The sequence below is a fragment of the Ruegeria sp. SATB027 genome (assembly GCF_059613825.1).
Map to the genome: position 1 here is coordinate 33,354 of NZ_JBXWTH010000093.1, position 22,019 is coordinate 55,372.

Annotated in this window: 21 protein-coding genes; 15 read left to right on the top strand and 6 right to left on the bottom strand. The window is 59.7% G+C overall.

What is annotated here, in order from left to right; genetic code table 11:
• Nucleotides 1-23: 23 nt before the first annotated feature.
• Nucleotides 24-896 carry a LysR family transcriptional regulator gene (locus AC2FPW_RS21175; protein WP_496815276.1) on the top strand — a complete coding sequence of 291 codons (873 nt, stop codon included), beginning with the start codon at nt 24-26 and terminating at the stop codon, nt 894-896.
• Here the strand turns inward: AC2FPW_RS21175 and AC2FPW_RS21180 are convergent, their stop codons facing one another.
• Nucleotides 897-1,358 (bottom strand): Lrp/AsnC family transcriptional regulator, encoded by a 462-nt coding sequence (locus AC2FPW_RS21180; protein ID WP_267365621.1) that lies wholly within the window; start codon nt 1,356-1,358, stop codon nt 897-899.
• A 102-nt stretch (nt 1,359-1,460) separates the two neighbouring features.
• Between AC2FPW_RS21180 and AC2FPW_RS21185 the strand changes: the two genes are divergently transcribed.
• The 4 genes from AC2FPW_RS21185 to AC2FPW_RS21200 all read left to right on the top strand — a co-directional run bounded on the left by AC2FPW_RS21185 (nt 1,461) and on the right by AC2FPW_RS21200 (nt 5,791).
• Complete coding sequence (locus tag AC2FPW_RS21185) at nt 1,461-2,876, top strand: aminotransferase class V-fold PLP-dependent enzyme (RefSeq protein ID WP_480587963.1); 1,416 nt, start codon at nt 1,461-1,463, stop codon at nt 2,874-2,876.
• Between the two features lie 64 nt (nt 2,877-2,940).
• Nucleotides 2,941-4,026: a histidinol-phosphate transaminase gene (gene hisC / locus AC2FPW_RS21190; protein ID WP_496815277.1), complete on the top strand. Its 1,086-nt coding sequence runs from the start codon at nt 2,941-2,943 to the stop codon at nt 4,024-4,026.
• Nucleotides 4,023-4,943: a prephenate/arogenate dehydrogenase family protein gene (locus tag AC2FPW_RS21195; protein WP_267365625.1), complete on the top strand. Its 921-nt coding sequence runs from the start codon at nt 4,023-4,025 to the stop codon at nt 4,941-4,943. The genes hisC and AC2FPW_RS21195 overlap by 4 nt, the downstream gene beginning before the upstream one ends.
• Nucleotides 4,940-5,791 (top strand): extensin-like domain-containing protein, encoded by an 852-nt coding sequence (locus tag AC2FPW_RS21200; RefSeq protein WP_480482298.1) that lies wholly within the window; start codon nt 4,940-4,942, stop codon nt 5,789-5,791. The genes AC2FPW_RS21195 and AC2FPW_RS21200 overlap by 4 nt, the downstream gene beginning before the upstream one ends.
• On the opposite strand, the gene AC2FPW_RS21205 is transcribed toward AC2FPW_RS21200, so the two are convergent.
• Entirely contained in the window at nt 5,788-6,789 is a 1,002-nt protein-coding gene (locus AC2FPW_RS21205; RefSeq protein ID WP_496815278.1) for a DUF2125 domain-containing protein, read from the bottom strand. The two genes, AC2FPW_RS21200 and AC2FPW_RS21205, sit on opposite strands and share 4 nt — an antisense overlap.
• 67 nt (nt 6,790-6,856) lie before the next feature.
• Here AC2FPW_RS21205 and AC2FPW_RS21210 point away from each other — a divergent pair, with 67 nt between their 5' ends.
• From AC2FPW_RS21210 to AC2FPW_RS21220, 3 genes are all read left to right on the top strand, one after another.
• Nucleotides 6,857-7,387 (top strand): gamma-glutamylcyclotransferase, encoded by a 531-nt coding sequence (locus AC2FPW_RS21210; protein ID WP_267365629.1) that lies wholly within the window; start codon nt 6,857-6,859, stop codon nt 7,385-7,387.
• 69 nt (nt 7,388-7,456) lie between these two features.
• Nucleotides 7,457-8,635 (top strand): biopolymer transporter ExbB, encoded by a 1,179-nt coding sequence (locus AC2FPW_RS21215; RefSeq protein WP_267365630.1) that lies wholly within the window; start codon nt 7,457-7,459, stop codon nt 8,633-8,635.
• A gap of 3 nt (nt 8,636-8,638) precedes the next feature.
• Nucleotides 8,639-10,381 (top strand): peptidoglycan -binding protein, encoded by a 1,743-nt coding sequence (locus AC2FPW_RS21220; RefSeq protein ID WP_496815280.1) that lies wholly within the window; start codon nt 8,639-8,641, stop codon nt 10,379-10,381.
• A 243-nt stretch (nt 10,382-10,624) separates the two neighbouring features.
• On the opposite strand, the gene clpA is transcribed toward AC2FPW_RS21220, so the two are convergent.
• Nucleotides 10,625-12,949, bottom strand: coding sequence for an ATP-dependent Clp protease ATP-binding subunit ClpA (gene clpA, locus AC2FPW_RS21225; RefSeq protein ID WP_267363009.1), 2,325 nt, complete (start codon nt 12,947-12,949; stop codon nt 10,625-10,627).
• 174 nt (nt 12,950-13,123) lie between these two features.
• Nucleotides 13,124-13,891 (bottom strand): hydroxyacylglutathione hydrolase, encoded by a 768-nt coding sequence (gloB, locus tag AC2FPW_RS21230; RefSeq protein ID WP_496815281.1) that lies wholly within the window; start codon nt 13,889-13,891, stop codon nt 13,124-13,126.
• A gap of 61 nt (nt 13,892-13,952) precedes the next feature.
• Between gloB and AC2FPW_RS21235 the strand changes: the two genes are divergently transcribed.
• From AC2FPW_RS21235 to AC2FPW_RS21265, 7 genes are all read left to right on the top strand, one after another.
• Nucleotides 13,953-14,687, top strand: coding sequence for a class I SAM-dependent methyltransferase (locus AC2FPW_RS21235; RefSeq protein ID WP_480622105.1), 735 nt, complete (start codon nt 13,953-13,955; stop codon nt 14,685-14,687).
• Between the two features lie 302 nt (nt 14,688-14,989).
• Complete coding sequence (locus AC2FPW_RS21240) at nt 14,990-15,550, top strand: F0F1 ATP synthase subunit delta (protein WP_209598051.1); 561 nt, start codon at nt 14,990-14,992, stop codon at nt 15,548-15,550.
• Nucleotides 15,551-17,089, top strand: a complete 1,539-nt coding sequence (gene atpA / locus AC2FPW_RS21245) for a F0F1 ATP synthase subunit alpha (RefSeq protein ID WP_267363002.1) — start codon at nt 15,551-15,553, stop codon at nt 17,087-17,089.
• 12 nt (nt 17,090-17,101) lie between these two features.
• On the top strand, nt 17,102-17,977 hold the full coding sequence (locus AC2FPW_RS21250; protein ID WP_267363000.1) for a F0F1 ATP synthase subunit gamma: 876 nt from the start codon (nt 17,102-17,104) through the stop codon (nt 17,975-17,977).
• A gap of 20 nt (nt 17,978-17,997) precedes the next feature.
• Nucleotides 17,998-19,422, top strand: a complete 1,425-nt coding sequence (atpD, locus tag AC2FPW_RS21255; RefSeq protein WP_209504802.1) for a F0F1 ATP synthase subunit beta — start codon at nt 17,998-18,000, stop codon at nt 19,420-19,422.
• Nucleotides 19,423-19,434: 12 nt separating this feature from the next.
• Nucleotides 19,435-19,845, top strand: coding sequence for a F0F1 ATP synthase subunit epsilon (locus AC2FPW_RS21260; RefSeq protein ID WP_209504801.1), 411 nt, complete (start codon nt 19,435-19,437; stop codon nt 19,843-19,845).
• Between the two features lie 114 nt (nt 19,846-19,959).
• Complete coding sequence (locus AC2FPW_RS21265; RefSeq protein ID WP_480482280.1) at nt 19,960-20,310, top strand: H-type lectin domain-containing protein; 351 nt, start codon at nt 19,960-19,962, stop codon at nt 20,308-20,310.
• Between the two features lie 28 nt (nt 20,311-20,338).
• On the opposite strand, the gene rpiB is transcribed toward AC2FPW_RS21265, so the two are convergent.
• Both rpiB and AC2FPW_RS21275 read right to left on the bottom strand, forming a co-directional pair.
• Complete coding sequence (gene rpiB / locus AC2FPW_RS21270) at nt 20,339-20,788, bottom strand: ribose 5-phosphate isomerase B (protein WP_480482278.1); 450 nt, start codon at nt 20,786-20,788, stop codon at nt 20,339-20,341.
• Between the two features lie 105 nt (nt 20,789-20,893).
• The gene (locus tag AC2FPW_RS21275) at nt 20,894-21,913 is read right to left on the bottom strand and encodes a ribose-phosphate pyrophosphokinase (protein ID WP_209504798.1); all 1,020 of its coding nucleotides are present in this window, start codon (nt 21,911-21,913) and stop codon (nt 20,894-20,896) included.
• Between the last annotated feature and the right edge of the window lie 106 nt (nt 21,914-22,019).

The following is a 22,019-nucleotide window of genomic DNA, read 5'->3' on the forward strand; positions in this document are numbered from 1 at the left end:
CAATGATGTGCAAATTTGCATGTATGGATATTTATTGGGATGATTACCGGGCCGTACTCGCCGTGGTCCGCAGGCGTACCCTGTCCGCCGCGGCACAAGAGCTTGGCGTCAACTACACAACTGTTGCCCGCCGTATAGCCCGCGCCGAAGCTGCGACAGGCGAAGTGCTGTTCGAAAGGCTGACCGACGGGTATCGACCGACAGAAGCAGCGCACCTAGTCGCTGCGTATGCTGCCCGGATGGAAAGCGCAGAACACGCAATGCTGCGCGGTTTGTCAGGGCGGGATGCCCGGTTGGAAGGGCAGCTGACCTTAACCGCGCCGCAACTGTTAATTGCCCTTGTGCTGGCCCCGGCGCTGGGCGAGTTTGCTCAAAGGCACCCTGCTGTGTCTTTGCAGGTGCGCGCGGCAAACGAGATTCTGGACCTTAATCGACGCGAAGCCGACATTGCGATCCGGATCAGCCGCAACCCCGGCGATACGTTGAAAGGTCTGCGCCTGACGCAACAGCACAGCGCTTGTTTTGCAACGTCGGAATGGGCCGCGCGAATGCAGCAAGATCCGAACGCGCCCGTGGATTGGTTGCTTTACGAAAAGCAGCCGAACCTGCCGGACGGCGTCGACAAAATCTATCCGAACTCGCGGATACATATGCGCTTTGATGACATGGTCGCGATGGCGGCTGCCGCACAATCAGGGTTGGGCGTTGTGCGTATGCCGGTGTTTCTGGGCCGCTCACTTCGGGGCTTGGTGCAGGTTCCGGTCCTTTCACCGCAACCCTACGCAGATATCTGGATCGTGGCGCACCCGGACGTTTGGCCTTCGGCAAAACTGGTCGCGTTCCGCGACATCATGGTGCCCTTTTTCAAACAAAAACGCCCGCTGTTTACGGCGTGATCATATCGGCAAAGGCCGTCCTTCGGCGATTGCTTCCATCGCGAAATACGACGTGACGCTGTCCAGCTCGACCTTTTCGATCAGCCGTTGATACACCTTGTCGTAAGACGCCATATCCTGTGTGACGACTTTCAGCTGATAATCGTAGTCACCGCCAATCCGATGAAAATCCACGACCTCGGGGATCGTCAGAACGTGGCTGCGAAAGGCCTGTAGCCACTCGGCCGAATGATGCCGCGTGCGCAGCATGACAAAGACCACAAGGCTCAGGCCCAATTTCTCGCGTGCGATGCGGGCGGTTGAACCGATCAGGACGCCATCTTCGTTCAAAGCCTTCAGCCGCCGCCAGCAGGCGTTCTGCGAAAGCCCCGCACGATCCGCTAACTCCCGTTGCGACAGGGTGGCGTCCTTCTGCAGTTCTTTCAGAATGCGTGTGTCAATTTGATCCAATTTTGATGCCATTACTGATCATATGACACAAAGATTTTAAAATCTATGCAATAATAGGTGAAGTTTTCGCGCTGACAATAAATCACATTAGTCGGACAGTTAGGAGCCAATGCAATGTCCCTGTCCAAGTTTCGTGCGGAACTCTGTTCCACCGCTCACAATTCAAACCTGCGCGATGGGCTGATCGGAGAGAATGTTCTGATCCCGGGTCTGCATGGGGACGTGCCGCTTGTCTATGCGGATTACGTCGCTTCGGGTCGCGCCTTGCGGCAGGTCGAAGACTTTGTGGCGCAACATGTGTTGCCGTTTTACGCGAACAGCCACACCGAGGCCTCTTACTGCGGATCTTACATGACACATCTGCGCCGCGAGGCGCGGGCGGAAATAGCCCGCATTGTTGGTGCCCAGGAAGAGGACGCGGTGATCTTCACCGGGTCTGGCGCCACTGCGGGGCTCAACCGGTTGGTCAGCCTGCTCGGGGTGGCAGAGGCCGACCAACCGGTTGTCTTGATTGGTCCGTACGAGCATCACTCGAACATCCTGCCGTGGCGGGAAAGCAAGGCACTTGTGGTTGAAATCCCCGAAGCCGAAGGTGGCGGTGTTGACCTGGGGGCGCTGGAAACCGCGCTGTTGACCCATGCGGGCGCAGATCTTCTGATCGGTTCCTTTTCGGCGGCGTCCAATGTAACCGGAATTGTCACGGACCCTGATCCGGTGACGCGGTTGCTCAAGGCGCACGGTGCCGTGGCGATTTGGGATTACGCCGGTGGCGGGCCTTACCTGCCGATGGATATGGGGCCGGTGGACGCGCGCAAGGATGCGATTGTCGTTTCCCCGCACAAGTTCCCGGGTGGCCCGGGCGCGTCGGGTGTTCTGATCGTAAACCGGGCTGCAGTCAAACGGAACTGCCCCAGCTGGCCGGGCGGCGGCACCGTCAGTTTCGTGTCACCGTGGCGGCATGACTACAGTGCGGACCTGTCTGCGCGGGAAGAGGCGGGAACGCCCAACGTGATCGGTGATATCCGCGCGGCGCTGGCCTTTATCGTCAAGGATGTCGTCGGCACGGAAGAAATCGCAAGACGCGAGGCGCAGTACAACCAGATGGCGCTGGACGGGTGGAAGGATAACCCGCACCTGACATTGCTTGGGGTCAATAATTCGCATCGCCTGCCGATCTTCTCTTTCCTTGTGCGCGACAACGCGGGACAGCCTGTGCATCAGCAGCTGTTTACCCGGATGCTCAGCGACGTCTACGGCATTCAGGCACGTGGCGGATGTGCCTGCGCAGGGCCTTATGCCCACCGCCTGCTGGGGATTGACCGCGCCGCGTCCGAGGCGCTGCACGCGGCCTTGTCTGCGGGTGAAGAGATGAAGAAACCCGGCTGGGTACGCCTGAATTTCTCGTACCTGATGAGCGAGGAAACGGTTCAATTCATCATCGACAGTGTCAATGACCTGTCGCGCCGTACCGAGGAATTCGTGCCGTATTACAACGCCGACCCGGCGACTGCGCGCTTCAAGGCCGCATGATGGAATTGCCGCTTTTCTCAATCCGTTGAGACAGGTATGAGGGGCCCAATCAACGGAGCCTCTCATGACCAAGATCACCCCGCAACCCGGCATTATGGACATCGCGCTTTATCAGGGCGGCCAGTCACATGTGGCGGGGGTTGAGCATGTGATCAAGCTGAGCTCGAACGAGAACCCGTTCGGCCCCAGCCCCAAAGCAATTGAGGCGGTGCGCGACAGCGCGGCCACTTTGCATCGGTACCCCAACACCGACCACGCCAGTTTGCGCGCGGCCATCGGCGCACGTCACGGGCTGGACCCTGCGCAGATCATCTGCGGTGTCGGCAGCGACGAGGTGCTGCAATTCATCGCTCAGGCATATGCAGGGCCGGGGGATGAGGTGATCTATACCGAGCACGGGTTTTCCATGTACCCGATCATTGCCCGCATGGCAGGTGCCACGCCGGTCATGGTGGCCGAGCGCGACCGCAAAGTTGATGTGGATGCCATTCTGGCCGCCGCAACCAGCCAAACGCGGATCGTGTTTGTCACCAACCCCGGTAACCCGACCTCGACCATGATCTCGAACGACGAACTGGACCGTCTGGCGCAGGGTCTGCCCGATACCTGCCTGATGGTCTTGGACGGCGCCTATGCCGAATTCGTCGACGGTTTCGATGGCGGCGCGTCTTTGGTGGATGCGTATGAGAACGTGATCATGACCCGCACATTCTCGAAAGTGTACGGGCTGGGCGGGATGCGGGTCGGCTGGGGGTATGCGCACCAATCGATTATCGATGTACTGAACCGGGTGCGTCAGCCCTTCAACCTGTCTTTGACAGCACTGGCCGCAGCCGAAGCAGCGATCAGCGACGTCGAATTCCTGACGTTCTGCCAATCCGAAAATGCGCGCCTTCGGGTGTGGCTGGCCGAGGAGCTGGACAAGATCGGCGTGCCCTCGGACCCGTCCTGCACCAATTTCATCCTCGCGCGTTTTGCCGACAGGACCGAGGCCGAGGCCTGTGACGACTATCTGAAGACGCAGGGTTTGATTGTCCGCCGGGTTGCAGGCTACAACCTGCCGAATGCCCTGCGGATCACCGTGGGCGATGAGGAAGCCTGCCGCCGCGTCGTTGCGGCGATTACAGCATTCAAAGAGGGTGCAGCATGAGCCAGATTTACGACCGGGTTGCGCTGATCGGGCTGGGCCTGATTGCGTCCTCCATGTTCTGGGCGATCAAGCGTGGAGGCCTGGCCGGGGAAGTGACCGGCTATGCCCGGTCCGAGGCGACACGTGACACGGCGCGCAGAATCGGGCTGTGCGACCGCGTCTGTGACACGGCGCGCGAAGCGGTCGAAGGTGCGGATCTTGTCGTTCTTTGCGTGCCCGTGGGGGCAATGGGGGCCGTCGCAGAAGACATCGCGCCCGTGCTCAAGCCCGGCGCGACCCTGTCGGACGTGGGGTCGGTCAAGCGGCATGTCATTCAGGCGGTTCAGCCGCATATCCCCGAAGGTGTGCATTTCATTCCCGCGCATCCTTTGGCTGGGACAGAGCATTCCGGTCCGGAATCGGGTTTCGCAAAATTGTTCGACAATCGCTGGTGCCTGCTGGTGCCTGTCGAAGGGACCGACCCGGATGCAATCGCCCGCCTTCGGGCGTTGTGGGAAGGTATGGGGTCCCATGTGGATGAGATGGACGCCGATCATCACGATCTGGTTCTGGCCGTCACGTCCCATGCGCCGCACCTGATCGCCTACACGATGGTTGGTGTGGCCGACGATCTGCGCCGGGTGACCGATAGTGAAGTGATCAAATACTCGGCCGCGGGTTTTCGGGATTTCACCCGCATCGCGGCATCGGACCCGACCATGTGGCGTGATGTGTTCCTGTCCAACAAAGATGCGACACTGGAAATCCTGGGCCGGTTCACGGAGGAGCTGTTTGCGCTGCAACGTGCCATCCGCACCGGGGACGGGGAACATTTGTTTGACTACTTCACCCATACCCGTGCTATTCGTCGCGGCATCATCGATGCAGGGCAGGACACCGACGCACCGGATTTCGGGCGGGGAAAGGCAGGTTCATGAGGTCATACCGGGGGCAATTTCTGATCGGGATCATGGCGTTGTGCGCCATGGCCACACAGGCAGCACCTCTGGAACGATCTCTGGTTCCTCCTGCACGTCCGATTCTGGACCAGCACAACGTACAGGTTGTGTCCGCCGTTGCCCCGGTGTCCGTCGCGGCCATAACCGATCTGCGCCCCATCTCACGTCCGGTTTCACCGCAGGTCACTGCCGCCCTGGCGCGACCTTCGGATTTGCCACTGCTGGGGCCCGACACCTCGCTGATGCCTAACATGAGACCTGAATCGCTTGAACAGCAGGTGCTTTTCAAAAAACGCAAGCTGCGCAAAGGGTCCGTTTGCGGAGATATCGCAATTCAGGGCAAGCCCGTCGGCAGGGTCGGCAGCGAGAATTCAGCCTGTGGCGTAAAAGATGCAGTGCAGATCACCTCTGTTTCCGGTGTGGCACTCAGCCGCCCGTCGACAATGGATTGCGGCACCGCCGTTGCGCTGAACAAATGGGTCGATAAGACAGTCAAACCCACCTTCAAACGTCGCGGCCCGGTGGTCGAATTGCAAGTGGCGGCTCATTATGCCTGCCGAACCCGTAACAACCGCAAAGGCGCGCGGATTTCCGAGCACGGCAAAGGGCGCGCGATCGATATTTCGGCCTTCAAAATGGCCGATGGTGAGGTGGTGACCGTCTTGGAAGGATGGCGCAAGAACCCGTCACAGAAGCAGCTGCAGAAAATCTGGCGCGGCGCGTGTGGCCCGTTCGGCACCGTTTTGGGGCCGAACTCGGATAGCTACCATCGCGATCATTTCCATCTGGATACGGCACGCTACCGCAGCGGAGCGTATTGCCGTTAACGAAGGATCAGCCGCGGGGCAGGGCCCAGCGGCACCGGCCCCAGGGCGACAAAACCATCCCGGAAGTTCAGCTGAAGGTCCAGCGCGTTGGGGTTGCCGCCCAGCCCTGCCAGAAAATTCAGTGCGCGGGTGACAGGATCAACCGCCTGATCAGGCAGGGCACCTGCCGCGTTTGCCATGTCGACCATATCGCGCCAGTTCTCGGCCTTGACGGCGATCTCGCCACTGGGAACACCCTGCGCGTCTACATCCAGTTTACCGGCAGCAAACAGACGCAACCCACCCCATTTGATCTCGGCCAGTCGCAGGTCGATGGCCACGGGCTGTGGTCTGCTGTGTTCCAGCGCTGACCTGTCCCAGACTTTGCTGAACGTGGTGATCATGTCCAGTTCCAGCGTTTCGAAGGACTGCGGCAGCGACGCGGCCGAGTTCATAAGGGCCCGCAACCGGTTACCGGGTGTGAACCCATCCGCGCGGGCGGTAATGGCATAGGCTTCGGGCTGGGATGTTTGCGCCATGATCAGGCTCAGGGTGTCCCCGGCGGCCAGCGCTGTGGAGTTTTCGGTCACCGACCATGCCCCTGCCGTCAGCGCCAGTTTCTCAAGCACAAGCGAAACGCCGGGCTGCAACTGTAGTTCTGCAATCAATTCATCGGCGACAATCGTTGAGGTTTGATCGTAGTAAGACAGTCGTTGCGGCGTCTCGGCAAACCGCAGCACCTGCCGGCCGGGCCAGATCGCGGGGCTTTCGAATTCGATCCAGTCCGCACGCCAGGCTGTGCCATTCACCGGATCTGCAAGGGCAGGGTTGTTCAGACGAGTCACGTGATAGGTCGGATACCCTGCCGTTGCCACGTCCGAGAAATCAGCCAGCCAGCCGCGCGCCTGTTGTTGATCAAACCAGCCAGTGATCGCCGCGCGCAGACCATATCCGGCGACAAACCAATATGCGCTCCACAGGACGCCGATAAAAATGATCACTCGTATGACACGGCGCATGAGCTTTGGCCCTTTTTCCTGCCTCGGAATTGATGTTTATAGGCCCAAACGGGCAAGGACCAGTGCAATGACGATGTGGGTTTTCGGTTATGGATCGCTGCTGTGGAATCCGGGCTTTCCGGTCGCGCGCAGCGAACGTGCGACATTGCATGGCTATGCCCGGTCCTTCTGCATGAGCTCGATCCACCATCGGGGAACCGAGGAAGAACCGGGGCTGGTGCTGGCGCTGGACGAACAGGCAAACGCGATTTGTACCGGTCTGGCCCTTGCGGTTGAAACCGGTCACGAAGACCGCACCCTGCACGAACTGCGCGAGCGCGAGCTGATCTCGTCGGCCTATGTCGAACGTATGCTGGATGTGCACCTGGAAAATGGTGACATCGTCAACGCCGTGACCTATGTGATCGATGCGGACCACGTGCAATACTGCGGTGGCATGCCGTTGGAGGATCAGGCCCGGATCATCGCCCATGCGGTTGGCGGACGCGGCCCGAATGACGAATACCTTTACAATACCGCCGAACATCTGGCCGAGATCGGCCTGCGCGACCCCGATCTTGAGTGGTTGGCGCAACGGGTGCGCAGTATTACCGCATAAACTCTTGGCGTCACCAGTGGAATTTCGCTAGTTTCGACGCAGAGCAGGCAAATACCGGGAACCACGCGCATGGCGCAGGCACATCAGGGCGCGAGACCCCATTTCTCGCATCCAACACGGCAGATTCTGTTGATGTTGATGGCGATCGGCCTGTCCGGGCTGGGTGTGTTTCTGGCGCTGCCCTATGTGTTACCGGTGTTCTTCGCCAACCCGTACCTGAACGGCTTTATCCTGATGGTGTTTCTGATCGGCGTTCTCGCCTGTTTCTATCAGGTGACACAACTGATCGGGTCCGTGCGCTGGATCGAGGCCTTTGTTGGCGGTGTTGTTCGCGAAGACGCCCGCACGCCGCAATTGCTTGCACCTTTGGCCTCGTTGCTGCGCGAACGGGGCGCGCGGTCGCAGATCAGTTCGACCTCGACCCGCTCCATTCTGGATTCCGTGGCCGAACGGGTCGAGGAAGAGCGGGAGATCACCCGCTATATCACCAATGTGCTGATCTATCTGGGTCTTTTGGGTACGTTCTTCGGGCTGGCGACAACCGTACCTGCCATCGTCGATACGATCCGCAGCCTTAATCCGCAGGAGGGCGAAGAAGGGCTGGCCGTTTTCAACCGCCTGATGACCGGGCTCGAAGCGCAGTTGCAGGGGATGGGCGTTGCGTTCGGGTCGTCTCTGCTGGGTCTGGCCGGGTCGCTGATCGTCGGTCTGCTCGAAGTTTTCGCAGGGCACGGCCAGAACCGTTTCTATCGCGAGCTCGAAGAATGGCTGTCTTCGATCACCCGTGTAGGTTTCGCGGGTGGAGAAGAAGGCGGTGCCGAAATTGCCGTGCTCACGCCGGTGCTGGACGCCATGTCCGAACAGATGGACGCGTTGCAGGATCTGTTTTCAGCGCAGGAAAGCGACCGGGCCGAGGTTTCCGCCAAGCTGGGTTTGCTGGTCGATGTGATCGGTGAGATGAACAACCGTCAGGCCAATACCGAAAGTGTCACAGCGGCGTTGGAGCGCGTGGCGCTGGGTCAGGAAGCCCTGCTGGATCACATGCGCGATCACGGTGCGGGTGAAGGTATCGACGCCGAAAGCCGGATGCGCCTGCGCTCGATGGATGTGCAACTGCTGCGTATCCTCGAAGAGATATCGGCGGGCCGTCAGGAAAGCATGAACGAGTTCCGCAAGGATATTGAACTGCTGGTCAAGGCGCTGACCCTGCCGCGCGGTGCGGTACGCACCTCGCCGGAAGGAGAATAGCCCATGGCGCTGTCCCGCCGCACCGGTCAACGGTTCCAGGGCTCGGTATGGCCCGGTTTCGTCGACGCGATGACGGGGCTGTTGATGGTGCTGACCTTTGTGCTGACCATCTTCATGGTGATCCAGTTTGTGCTGCGCGAAACCATCTCGGGTCAGGAAGACGAACTGACCACATTGGCCGACGAAATCGCGGCGCTGGCGGGGGCGCTGGGGCTGGAAGAACGCGAAAACAGCCGGTTGCAGGCGCGGCTTGGGGCGTTGAATACCACCTTGTCGCAGGCCGAAGACGATCTGGCGCAAGCCCAGTCACTGATCGCATCACTGACCACCGAGCGCGACCGTCAGGCTGCCGCTTTGGATCAGGCACAGACCCGGATCACCAATTTCGAAGCGCAAGTTGCCGCCCTGTTGGCCGAACAGGAACGGGCACTGGGTGATATTGCAGCGCTTGAATCGCAGCGCGCGAAACTGCTGACCGAGCAGGAGGCGTTGAACCTGGCGCTTGCCCAAAGCCGCGAGGAAATCGACGCACAGACCGAAGCCGCCCGTTTGGCCGCTGCCCGTCGGGAAGCACTGGAAGCACTGGTGGCGGATCTGGAGCAAGGCAGCGCCGACCGAGACGCCCAGATCACCAACCTTGAACAGCAGCTCAGCGATGAAGAGGCCGCCCGTCTGGCCGAAGCCGCCGCCGCCGAAGCATTGCGTAACCGCCTTCAGGATGCCGATGCCGAACTGACGGCCATGACACTCGCACTCGAAGCGCAACGCAAAGAGGCTGAAGACACACTCACCCTGCTGGCGGCAGCACAAGCGGCGCGTGCCGAGTTGGAGCGTCAGTTTGGTGACGTGAACCCGGATGAACTGCGGGCCCAGCTTGAAGCCGCTTTGCAGGCGCAGACACAAGCGCAGGCGGATGCCGATGCGCAACGCTCTCTGGCCGAGCAGCGGCAGGCCTTGCTGGACCTCGCAAATGCGACGCTTTCGGATGAAAAAGAAATCTCTGCCGAGGCGCAGCGAGAAGCCGCCCTGCTGAACCAGCAGATCGCCGCCCTGCGCGGGCAATTGGGCTCTTTGCAGGCTTTGCTTGATGATTTTGAAGAACGCAACGCCGCCGCCGAGGTGCAGATTCAGACGTTAGGGCAGGACCTGAATGCCGCACTGGCCCGTGCCGCATCCGAAGAACGCAGGCGCCGTCTGCTGGAAGAAGCGGAACGCCTGCGTCTTGAGGCCGAGGCCGAGGCTCTGGCCGGGCAGAACCAGGAACTGGCGGCACAGGCCGAGGACCTGCAACGCTATCGCTCGGAATTCTTTGGTCGTTTGCGGGACGTCCTTGGCGGTCAGGAAGGGGTGCGCATCGAAGGCGACCGGTTCGTGTTCTCGTCCGAGGTTCTGTTTCCGACCGGGTCCGCCGTGCTGTCCGCAGAAGGGCAGCAGGAAGTCGCCAAGGTGGCCAGCATCCTGCGCAGTGTTGCCGCTGAAATCCCGCCGGGTCTGAACTGGGTGATCCGGGTCGACGGCCATACCGACAACGTTCCTCTGGCCGGGTCGGGCAGGTATCGCGACAACTGGGAGCTCAGCCAGGGTCGCGCGCTGTCGGTTGTGCGCTATATGGTTGACGCGCTGGGCATTCCGCCCAACCGCCTTGCGGCTAACGGGTTTGGAGAATTCCAGCCCGTAAACCCCGCTGACACGCCCGAGGCATACGCGCAAAACCGCCGGATCGAGTTGAAGCTGACCGAAAGGTAAAGACACTGGCCCTTAGCAGCCACGAAAACAAACAGCCGATCCGCAATCGGTTAGTGGCGATCCCGGCCACAGTGACCCGAACCGTTGGAAAATCAAGGCGGTGCATGTCCGCCAGACGTTTCACACGCGGCCTAACCGAGATGCCAACGCGACGCCGGGTAGGCGGGTGGGCCTTGCCAGCGCTGGGCGAAACCAAAAAAACCCGCCTTGGTAGGCGGGTTTTCTGTTAAATGCGGCGGGCGATCAGTCCGCCGTCAGAAGCGGAGGCTTGTCACCCGAAATGCGCGGTTGATCCGGGCCAAGGATCTCAAGATCCAGATCACCTTTCTTGACCGAGACACGGACCACACCGCCTTTTGCCAGCTTGCCAAACAACAATTCTTCGGCCAGCGGTTTCTTGATGTATTCCTGAATGACGCGACCCAGCGGGCGCGCACCCATCTTGTCGTCATACCCTTTATCCGCCAGCCATTCGGCGGCTTTGGGTGTCAGATCAATGGTCACACCACGATCCAGCAACTGCGCTTCCAGTTGCAGGACGAATTTCTCGACCACCTGCAAAATGACCTCTTTCGGCAGCGGCGCGAACGAGATCACGGCATCCAGTCGGTTGCGGAATTCCGGCGTGAACATGCGTTCAATCGCGGCGGTGTCTTCGCCCTCGCGACGGTCACGACCGAACCCGATCGCGGCCTTGGCCTGCTCTTGCGCCCCCGCGTTCGAGGTCATGATCAGCACCACGTTGCGGAAATTCACTGTACGGCCGTTATGGTCGGTCAGTTCCCCATGGTCCATCACCTGCAACAGGATGTTGAACACGTCCGGGTGCGCCTTTTCAATCTCGTCCAGCAGCAACACACAATGTGGATGCTGGTCGACACCGTCGGTCAGCAGGCCCCCCTGATCGAACCCGACATACCCCGGAGGTGCGCCGATCAGACGGCTGACTGCGTGTTTCTCCATGTATTCCGACATGTCGAAACGCAGCAGTTCAACGCCCAGCGTATCCGCAAGCTGTTTCGCCACCTCGGTCTTTCCCACACCGGTTGGGCCGGCAAACAGATAGTTGCCTATGGGCTTTTCGGGTTCCCGCAGGCCGGCACGGGCCAGTTTGATTGCGCTGGCCAGCGCCTCGATCGCCAGATTCTGACCAAACACCACCCGCTTCAGCGAGGCTTCGAGGTCTTTCAGCACCTCGGCATCGTCCTTGGTGACGTTCTTGGGCGGGATGCGGGCGATCTTGGCAACCACGGCCTCAATCTCTTTGACGCCGATGGTTTTGCGCCGTTTGCTTTCCGCCACCAGATGCTGCGCCGCGCCAGCCTCGTCAATCACGTCGATGGCCTTGTCGGGCAGCTTGCGGTCGTTGATGTAACGTGCCGACAGCTCGACCGCCGTTTTGATCGCATCAGCGGTATACTTGATGTCGTGATGTTTTTCGAAATAAGGCTTCAGACCGCGCAGGATCTTGACGCTGTCTTCAACCGAAGGCTCGTTCACATCGATCTTCTGGAACCGGCGCGACAGGGCGCGGTCCTTTTCAAAATGCTGGCGAAACTCTTTGTAGGTGGTCGAGCCCATGGTGCGCAGCTTGCCGCCCTGCAACGCAGGCTTCAGCAGGTTCGAGGCATCCATTGCCCCGCCCGAGGTTGCACCAGCACCGATCACGGTGTGAATTTCGTCGATGAACAGCACCGCGTCGGGGTGCTCTTCCAGCTCGGTTACAACCGCTTTCAGGCGTTCCTCGAAATCGCCGCGATAACGGGTCCCGGCCAGCAGCGCACCCATGTCCAGCGAGTAGATGGTGGTGTTTGCCAAGACATCCGGCGCCTCTCCGGCGACGATCTTGTGCGCCAGACCTTCGGCGATGGCGGTTTTGCCCACGCCCGGATCACCCACCAGCAGCGGGTTGTTCTTGCGGCGGCGGCACAGCACCTGGATACAGCGTTCCACCTCATCCGCGCGCCCGATCAGAGGATCGACATCACCCGCACGCGATTTCGCGTTCAGGTCAATGCAATATTTCCCAAGCGCACTTTCCTTTTGTTCTGTGTCGCCGGAACCTGACTGAGCTTCTTCTTCCACCTGATCCGCACCGGATACCGACCGGCTTTCGCCATACGCAGGGTCTTTGGCCACGCCATGGGCGATGAAATTGACCGCGTCATACCGGGTCATGTCCTGTTCCTGCAGGAAATAGGCGGCATTGCTTTCGCGTTCAGCGAATATCGCGACCAGCACATTGGCACCGGTCACTTCGGTCCGGCCCGAGCTTTGTACATGGATCGCGGCGCGTTGAATGACGCGCTGGAACGCTGCCGTTGGTACGGCTTCGGACCCGTCAATATCTGTGACCAGATTTGAAAGATCTTCGTCTATGAACTCAACCAGAGTGCTGCGCAACTCGTCCAGATCGACGCTGCACGCTTTCATGACGCGCACCGCATCGGGTTCTTCCAGAAGCGCCAGCAGCAAATGCTCCAGCGTTGCAAATTCGTGTCGCCGTTCATTCGCAGCCGCCAAGGCCGCGTGGATGGCTTGTTCCAGTGTGCTCGAGAATGAAGGCACGCGGGTGCTCCTCTGTCTTGGGTCAGAAGGGGGCGGGCTTTCGGCCGGAACCCCATCCCAACCATGTCCTCATACTATTAGAGTTTGGTTGATCGTGGCCCGGCTTCAAGGGTTTTCTTTCACTTGACAGTCACATTTGTTGTGACCGTGGCCGTGAAGAGGGGCAAATAAGCATCAGAACCTGTCTTTTCTACCCCGAATTTCGGCGAAAACCGCCACAGGATCGGCGTTTTCCATGCCAAGATGGGCCTGAATCGCCGGATCCGTGGCCCTCAGGAACGGGTTGGTGGCTTTTTCAAGCGCCAAAACCGACGGAACAGTGGCTTCGCCAGCGGCGCGGGCGCGGTCGATATCGGCAATTCGCTGTTTCAGCGCAGCGTTCTCGGGATCGACGGTAATGGCGAATTTCGCGTTGGATTGTGTATATTCGTGCCCCGAGCAGACCAGGGTGTCGTCCGGCAAAGCGGCCAGCTTGCTCAGCGACGCCCACATCTGCGCTGGGCTGCCTTCGAACAGACGCCCACACCCGAGGGCCATCAGGCTGTCAGCGGTAAAGACGACCGCGCTTTGCGGAAGATAAAACGCGATATGACCAACCGTGTGCCCCGAAACGTCCAGCACCTCGACCGGTTCGCCACCCACCTCAAAGCTGTCGCCTTCGGCAAACTGCTGGTCCAGCGGGGGCAGGCGGTGCGCGTCGGCGGCCGCACCGATGACCTTTGCGGGGTGCTTGGCCAGAATTTCGGCCAGCCCTTCAACGTGATCCCAGTGATGGTGGGTCAGCAGCACATGTGACAACGTCCATCCCCGATCTTCCAGCGCTGCAAGAATCGGCGCGGCTTCGGGCGCATCGATCAGCGCAGTCTGGCCATTGCCGCTGTCATGGGCCAGAAAGGCGTAATTGTCGCTGAGGCACGGGATTGTAATGATTTCAAGAGGCATGGCCTTTTGCCCTTTCATTGCTAGACTGCGCCCAGCTAAGCCGATTGACCGGATGTCCGCAATGCATCTTGATGTGCAGGATCTGAGGAACTTCTACTACCGCAGCACCCTTGGGCGCGCGGCACAGGCAGCTATTCGCGGGCGGCTGACCGAGCTCTGGCCCGAAGCCAAAGGTCAGACCGTTGCCGGTTTTGGCTTTGCCGTTCCGCTGCTGCGCCCTTATCTGGCCGATGCGCGCCGGGTCATCGGGCTGATGCCGGGCCCGCAGGGGGTGATGCCCTGGCCTGCGGGGATGCCCAATGTCTCGGTTCTGACGGAAGAGACCCGGTGGCCCATTGAAACCGGTCACGTGGACAAGCTGGTGGTGATGCACGGGCTGGAAACGTCCGAGCGGCCAAACCAGCTGCTGGAGGAGTGCTGGCGCGTTCTGGGCCCCGGTGGCAGGGCCGTGTTCATTGTTCCGAACCGGGCGGGTCTGTGGTCACGTACGGACAAAACGCCATTTGGCTTTGGTCGTCCCTATTCCGCCACTCAGCTGGAAAATCAGCTCAGATCACACTACTTCCTGCCCGAGGCGCATTGCTCGGCTCTTTACATGCCGCCGTCCTTCCGGCGGTTCTGGTTGAAATCGGGCAGTCTGATCGAAAAAACCGGACAGCGCATTCCAACTGTCATGGCGGGCGGGGTGTTGATGGTTGAGGTCACAAAGAACATCCACCCGCCCCGGGGTAATGTCACCAAAGATGCCATAAGGAAGCCGATCAAGGCGCTTGACGGTCTTCTAAAGCCTGCATGACAACCACGTGCATCCCAAAGTGACAAATTCGCGAGAAAAAAGTCACAGGAATCGCAAAAACCTGCATATTCGTAACATTTTTCAACCGGGTTGACGGGTCCAAACGGTCGCACTTGGTGTAAGTGCATGAAAATTAACATTTTGTGGATAAATCTGTTACCGCTATAGCGTATTGCTTGGTTGGTTCACCTCTGCTACATCCCCGGTGATTTTGATCCCCGACCGTCTGGCCGGGGTTTCCTCACGCCCCAAGGTAGCGGCCGCTACCCAAAATCGGGGCCTCAAATATCGGAAGGGTGGACGTGTCCGAACCAGCTTCGATTTCCACAGGCATCGCCGAGCGCTATGCCACCGCGATCTTCGAGATCGCAAAAGAGAATAATGACCTTGCGGGTCTGGAATCCGGCATCAATGATCTGGCAGCAGCACTGGGCGACAGTGCCGACCTGCGTGACCTGATCGCATCGCCTTTGATTTCGCGGGCCGAGCAAGAAGGAGCAATTGCCGCTGTTGCTGACAAGATGGGGCTGAACGCCATCCTGCGCAACACGCTGGCTCTGATGGCGCAGAAACGCCGCCTGTTTGTTGTGCCGCAACTGGTGCAGGTGCTGCGTGACATGCTGGCAGATGAGCGTGGCGAAGTGACCGCCGATGTCGCCTCGGCCAAGGCGCTGACCAAGACACAACTGGAAAAACTGTCCAAGACGCTGTCCGAGCGTGTGGGCAAGACCGTAACTATCAATGCGACCGTGGATGAAAGCCTCATCGGCGGTCTTGTCGTCAAAGTGGGCTCGAAGATGATCGACAGTTCGATCCGTTCGAAGCTGAACTCCCTACAGAATGCAATGAAAGAGGTCGGATAAATGGGAATCCAAGCTGCAGAGATTTCTGCAATCCTGAAGGACCAGATCAAGAATTTTGGTCAGGAAGCCGAAGTGGCCGAGATCGGTCGCGTGCTGAGCGTCGGTGACGGGATTGCCCGTGTATATGGCCTGGACAACGTTCAAGCCGGTGAGATGGTCGAATTCCCCGGCGGCATCATGGGTATGGCGCTGAACCTGGAAAGCGACAACGTCGGTGTCGTTATCTTCGGTTCCGACCGTGACATCAAAGAAGGTGACACCGTCAAGCGCACCAACTCGATCGTGGACGTTCCGATCGGTGATGAACTGCTGGGCCGTGTTGTTGACGGTCTGGGCAACCCGCTGGATGGCAAAGGTCCGATCAATGCCACCAAGCGCGGCGTTGCAGATGTCAAAGCGCCCGGCATTATCCCGCGTAAATCGGTGCACGAACCGATGGCAACCGGCCTGAAATCGGTTGACGCGATGATCCCGATTGGCCGTGGCCAGCGCGAGCTGATCATTGGTGACCGCCAGACCGGTAAAACCGCTGTGGCTCTGGACACCATCCTGAACCAGAAGGTCTATAACGAAGCAGCAGGCGACGACGAGTCGAAGAAACTGTACTGCGTTTACGTTGCGATCGGTCAGAAGCGTTCGACCGTTGCCCAGCTGGTGAAGAAACTGGAAGAATCCGGTGCGATTGAATATTCGATCGTTGTCGCCGCAACCGCGTCCGACCCGGCACCGATGCAGTTCCTGGCACCCTATGCTGCAACCGCGATGGCGGAATACTTCCGTGACAATGGCCGCCACGCGCTGATCATCTATGATGACCTGTCGAAACAGGCCGTGTCCTACCGTCAGATGTCGCTGCTGCTGCGCCGCCCGCCGGGCCGCGAAGCCTATCCGGGTGACGTTTTCTACCTCCACTCCCGCCTGCTGGAGCGTTCGGCGAAGCTGAACGAAGACTTCGGCGCAGGTTCGCTGACCGCTCTGCCGGTTATCGAAACCCAGGGTGGTGACGTTTCGGCCTTTATTCCGACCAACGTGATCTCGATCACCGACGGTCAGATCTTCCTGGAAACCGAACTGTTCTATCAGGGCATCCGTCCTGCTGTGAACACCGGTCTGTCGGTTTCACGTGTGGGCTCGTCGGCTCAGACCGACGCGATGAAATCGGTTGCCGGTCCGGTCAAGCTGGAACTGGCTCAGTATCGCGAAATGGCGGCCTTTGCACAGTTTGGTTCCGACCTCGACGCCGCAACCCAGCAGCTGCTGAACCGCGGTGCGCGCCTGACCGAGCTGATGAAGCAGCCGCAGTACTCGCCGCTGACCAACGCGGAAATCGTCTGCGTCATCTTCGCGGGCACCAACGGTTACCTCGACAAGATCGATGTCTCAGACGTTGGCCGCTACGAGGCTGGCCTGCTGGCGCATCTGCGCGGCAAGCACGCTGACCTGCTGCAGTGGATCACCGACGAAGATCCGAAGATCAAAGGTGACGCGTCCGACAAACTCAAAGCAGCGATCGACGAATACGCCGCGACCTTCGCTTGATAGGAGGTTCCGATGCCTAGTCTGAAGGACCTTAAAAACAGGATCGAGTCGGTCAAATCGACCCGCAAGATCACCAAGGCCATGCAGATGGTCGCGGCCGCAAAACTGCGCCGCGCCCAGGAATCTGCCGAAGCCTCACGCCCCTATGCCGAGCGGTTCAATGCCGTGATGGCGGGGCTGGCGGCGTCGGTCGGGGGCAGCGACAGCGCCCCCAAGCTGCTCCGTGGTACGGGCAGCGATGATGTCCATCTGCTGGTTGTTATGACAGCTGAACGCGGCCTGTGTGGCGGCTTCAACTCGAACATCGCCAAGCTGGCCCGTCAAAAGGCGGAAGAGCTGCGCGGCAAGGGCAAGACGGTCAAGATCCTGACCGTCGGCAAGAAAGGCCGCGACGCGCTCAAGCGTGATTTTGGCGATCTGTTCGTTGGGCATGTGGACCTGAGCGAGGTCAAGCGTCTGGGTTATTCCAACGCGCAGGACATCGCAAAGGACATCCTGTCCCGCTTCGACGGGGGCGAGTTCGACGTTGCCACGATCTTCTATTCGAAGTTCGTCAACGTTGTGACCCAGATCCCGACGGCACAGCAGGTCATCCCCGCCTCGTTCGAGGAATCGGAAGGTGACGACAGCGGTGCCATCTTCGACTACGAGCCCAGCGAAGAGGCCATTCTGGCCGACCTGCTGCCCAAGGGGGTTGCGACCGCGATCTTCTCGGCTCTGCTCGAAAACGGAGCGTCTGAACAGGGCGCGCGGATGTCCGCAATGGACAACGCGACACGCAACGCGGGTGAGATGATCGACAAGCTGACGATCCAGTTCAACCGTTCGCGTCAGGCCGTGATCACCAACGAGCTGATTGAAATTATTTCCGGCGCCGAGGCGCTGTAGAGACAAACCGGAGACGAAACATGGCGAATGCAAAAGGCAAAGTCACACAGATCATCGGGGCCGTCGTCGACGTGCACTTCGAAGATCAGCTGCCTGAAATTCTGAACGCGCTGGAAACCACCAACAACGGCAAGCGCCTGGTGTTGGAAGTTGCTCAGCACCTGGGTGAAAACACTGTCCGCACCATCGCGATGGACGCGACCGAAGGTCTGGTCCGTGGTGAAGTGGTCACCGACACCGGTGCACCGATCTCGGTTCCGGTTGGCAACGCCACCCTGGGCCGCATCCTGAACGTGGTCGGCGAGCCGATCGACGAAAAAGGTCCGGTTGAGGCAACCGAAGCGCGCGCGATCCACCAGCCCGCACCGACCTTTGCCGAACAGTCGACCGAGTCCGAAGTTCTGGTCACCGGCATCAAGGTGGTTGACCTGCTGGCCCCTTACGCCAAAGGCGGTAAGATCGGCCTGTTCGGCGGCGCTGGCGTTGGCAAAACCGTTCTGATCATGGAACTGATCAACAACATCGCAAAAGTGCACTCGGGCTTCTCGGTGTTTGCGGGTGTTGGTGAACGGACCCGTGAAGGCAACGACCTGTATCACGAGATGATCGAATCGAACGTGATCAAGCCGGACAACCTGTCGGAAAGCCAGGTGGCCCTGGTTTACGGCCAGATGAACGAGCCTCCGGGTGCGCGTGCGCGTGTTGCTCTGACCGGTCTGACTCTGGCCGAGCAGTTCCGCGACCAGTCCGGTACCGACGTTCTGTTCTTCGTCGACAACATCTTCCGCTTTACACAGGCGGGTTCCGAGGTGTCGGCTCTGCTGGGTCGTATTCCGTCCGCCGTGGGCTACCAGCCGACACTGGCTACCGACATGGGTGCCCTGCAGGAACGCATCACCTCGACAAAGGCCGGATCGATCACTTCGGTGCAGGCGATCTACGTGCCTGCGGACGACTTGACCGACCCTGCGCCGGCAACCTCGTTTGCTCACTTGGATGCGACCACCGTTCTCAACCGTGCGATCTCGGAAAAGGGTATCTACCCGGCGGTTGACCCGCTCGACTCGACCTCGCGCCTGCTCGACCCGGCCATCGTCGGCGAAGAGCACTACAAGGTTGCGACCGACGTTCAGCAGATCCTCCAGCGCTACAAGTCACTGCAGGACATCATCGCCATCCTCGGCATGGACGAACTGTCGGAAGAGGACAAGCTGACCGTGGCCCGTGCCCGTAAGATCGAACGCTTCCTGTCGCAGCCGTTCGACGTGGCCGAAGTCTTCACCGGCTCGCCGGGGGTTCAGGTTCCTCTGGATGTCACAATCTCGTCGTTCAAGGCCGTTGTGGCTGGCGAATACGATCACCTGCCCGAAGCAGCCTTCCTGATGGTTGGCGGCATCGACGAAGTGATCGCCAAAGCCGAAAAAATGGCAGCAGCAGCCGCCTAAGGAGTATCCCTGATGGCAAACACGATGCATTTCGACCTCGTCAGCCCCGAGCGGAGCCTTGCTTCACTCGAGGTCACCGCGGTCCAGATTCCCGGCGCGGACGGGGACATGACGGCGATGCCCGATCATGCCCCCACCATCACAACGCTGCGCCCCGGTCTGTTGAAGGTTGAGGCACCCGAAGGGTCCAGCGAATACCTGGTCACCGGCGGGTTTGCCCAGATCAACGGCGACAGCCTGTCGGTTCTGGCCGAAAAGGCGGTTCCGGTTTCGGAAATCACCCGTTCGCATATGGACGAGCTGATTGCCGAGGCACGCGCCTCGCACGAAGCGGCAAAGGGCGGCGACGACATGTCGATCGTCGACGAAGCCGCCAAGCTGCTGGCCGACATGGAAGCCCTTGGGACACATATGAGCCTGTAATTGGCTTAACAGTGGAAAATTGGAACGGCCTCGCAATTGCGGGGCCGTTTTTTTGTCGTGCTTTTGCCAGAAAGCCGGGGTAAGTTGCGGAAATTCAAGTATAATGATGAAAACATGAAAAAATTTCTAACCCATCCCATTGGCATCGATCAGGGTGAAAGTGTTCTGTTTTCGGAATTTGCCGAAGGCGGGGACATGTGGACTGGCGAAGGCCCCCGCGAACGCCGGAAACCCATCCAATTCAAGGGCACGTTTCTTAGCCCGCCCATGGTTCAGATCGGGATTTCCCTTTGGGATGTCGACACATCATCAGCCCTGCGCGCCGAGGTTCAGGCAGAAAATATCACCTCGGAAGGGTTCGAAGCGGTGTTTCGGACATGGTCCGACACGCGGATTGCCCGCATCCGGATCAGCTGGACCGCGTTTGGAGAGGTGGCGCATCCAGACGACTGGAACATTTCCTGATCCGGGGCTTGCAGGACAGGCGCGGGACTCAGTCGTCCTGCGCCTCGATCATGTCGACCCGTGTAGCGTGGCGGCCGCCTTCGAATTCGGCACCCAGAAACGCATCCACAATATCCAGCGCCTGACCTTCGCCGACGACACGCGCACCAATCGACAGCATGTTGGCATTGTTGTGCTGGCGGATCATCCGGGCGGAAAACGCGTCCGAACAGACGCCGCAGCGAATGCCGGGTACCTTGTTTGCAGCCATCATGATACCCTGACCCGTGCCGCAGAGGATAATACCCAACTCGCAATCACCCGAGGCAACAGTCAGTGCCGCGGCCTTGCCGTGTTTGGGATAATGGGTGCTTTCAGAGGTCGTCGGGCCGATATCGACCACGTCCCAGCCTTGCTGCGCGATGTGGTTGGCCACGGCCTGACGCAGCTCGATTGCCGCGTGGTCGCTGGAAAGAACAATGCGTTTGTTGCCAGTCATGGAGATCGGTCCACTTGTGTCGCTGATCGCGCACATGGGTCAGGCTTGTGCGCAATCGATGGTTCAAAAAGAAAGGGACGACACATCCTGTCGCCCCGTCCAAACTCAATCCATCTGGTACATGGATTCGTAGATCGGCGTCAGCGTCTTGTCTTCGAACAGGGATGACACGCTGGTTCCGTTCCAGATGTTCAGGATCGCCTGCGTAAAGATAGGCGCGGTCGGAACAATGCGGATGTTCTTGGCGCCCAAAATCTCTTTGGTCGGCTGGATCGTGTCGGTCAGCACCAGCGACTTCATCACCGAGTTTGTCACCCGTTCCACCGCAGGGCCGCTCATGACGCCATGCGTGATGTAGGAATGAACCTCTTTCGCACCGTTATCCAGAAGCACCTGCGCCGCCTTGCACAGCGTTCCGGCGGTGTCGCACATGTCGTCGACGATCAGACAGATCTTGTCCTTCACATCCCCGATCACGGTCATCTCGGCGACTTCGCCCGCTTTCTCGCGGCGCTTGTCCACGATCGACAGAGGGGCGTTGATCCGCTTGGCCAGTTCGCGTGCGCGGGCCACGCCGCCCACGTCGGGTGAAACCACCATGATTTCATCCAGATTTCCCTTGAACTGATGCTTCACATCCAGCGCAAAGATGGGCGAGGCATAAAGGTTGTCCACGGGCATATCGAAAAAGCCCTGAATCTGGGCCGCGTGCAGGTCCATTGTCAGGATCCGTTCGATCCCGGCCCCGGTCAGCATGTTGGCCACCAACTTGGCGCTAATGGGCGTGCGGGCCTTGGTGCGACGGTCCTGGCGGGCGTACCCGAAATACGGGATCACGGCGGTGATCCGCTGCGCGGACGACCGGCGCAGGGCATCTGCGATGATCAGCAGTTCCATCAGGTTGTCATTGGCCGGGTTCGAGGTCGGCTGGATAATGAACATATCCTCGCCGCGCACATTCTCGAACACTTCGACGAAAATCTCACCGTCGTTGAACCGTTCGACACGCGCATCGACCAGACCCTGATCAACGCCTCGGTAAAGGCTCATGCGGCGTGCGATGGCTTGGGCAAGCGGAAGGTTGGCGTTCCCAGCGATAAGCTTGGGTTCGTGAAGTGTCGGCATCGGCTGAGGTCCCCGGGCAGCAATGGCAATGTGACAGAATCGTGATGTTGACACCGCTTAGCATGGCCTTACCGTCCCGCAAAGGTAACGCAGCGGAGAAAGTGCA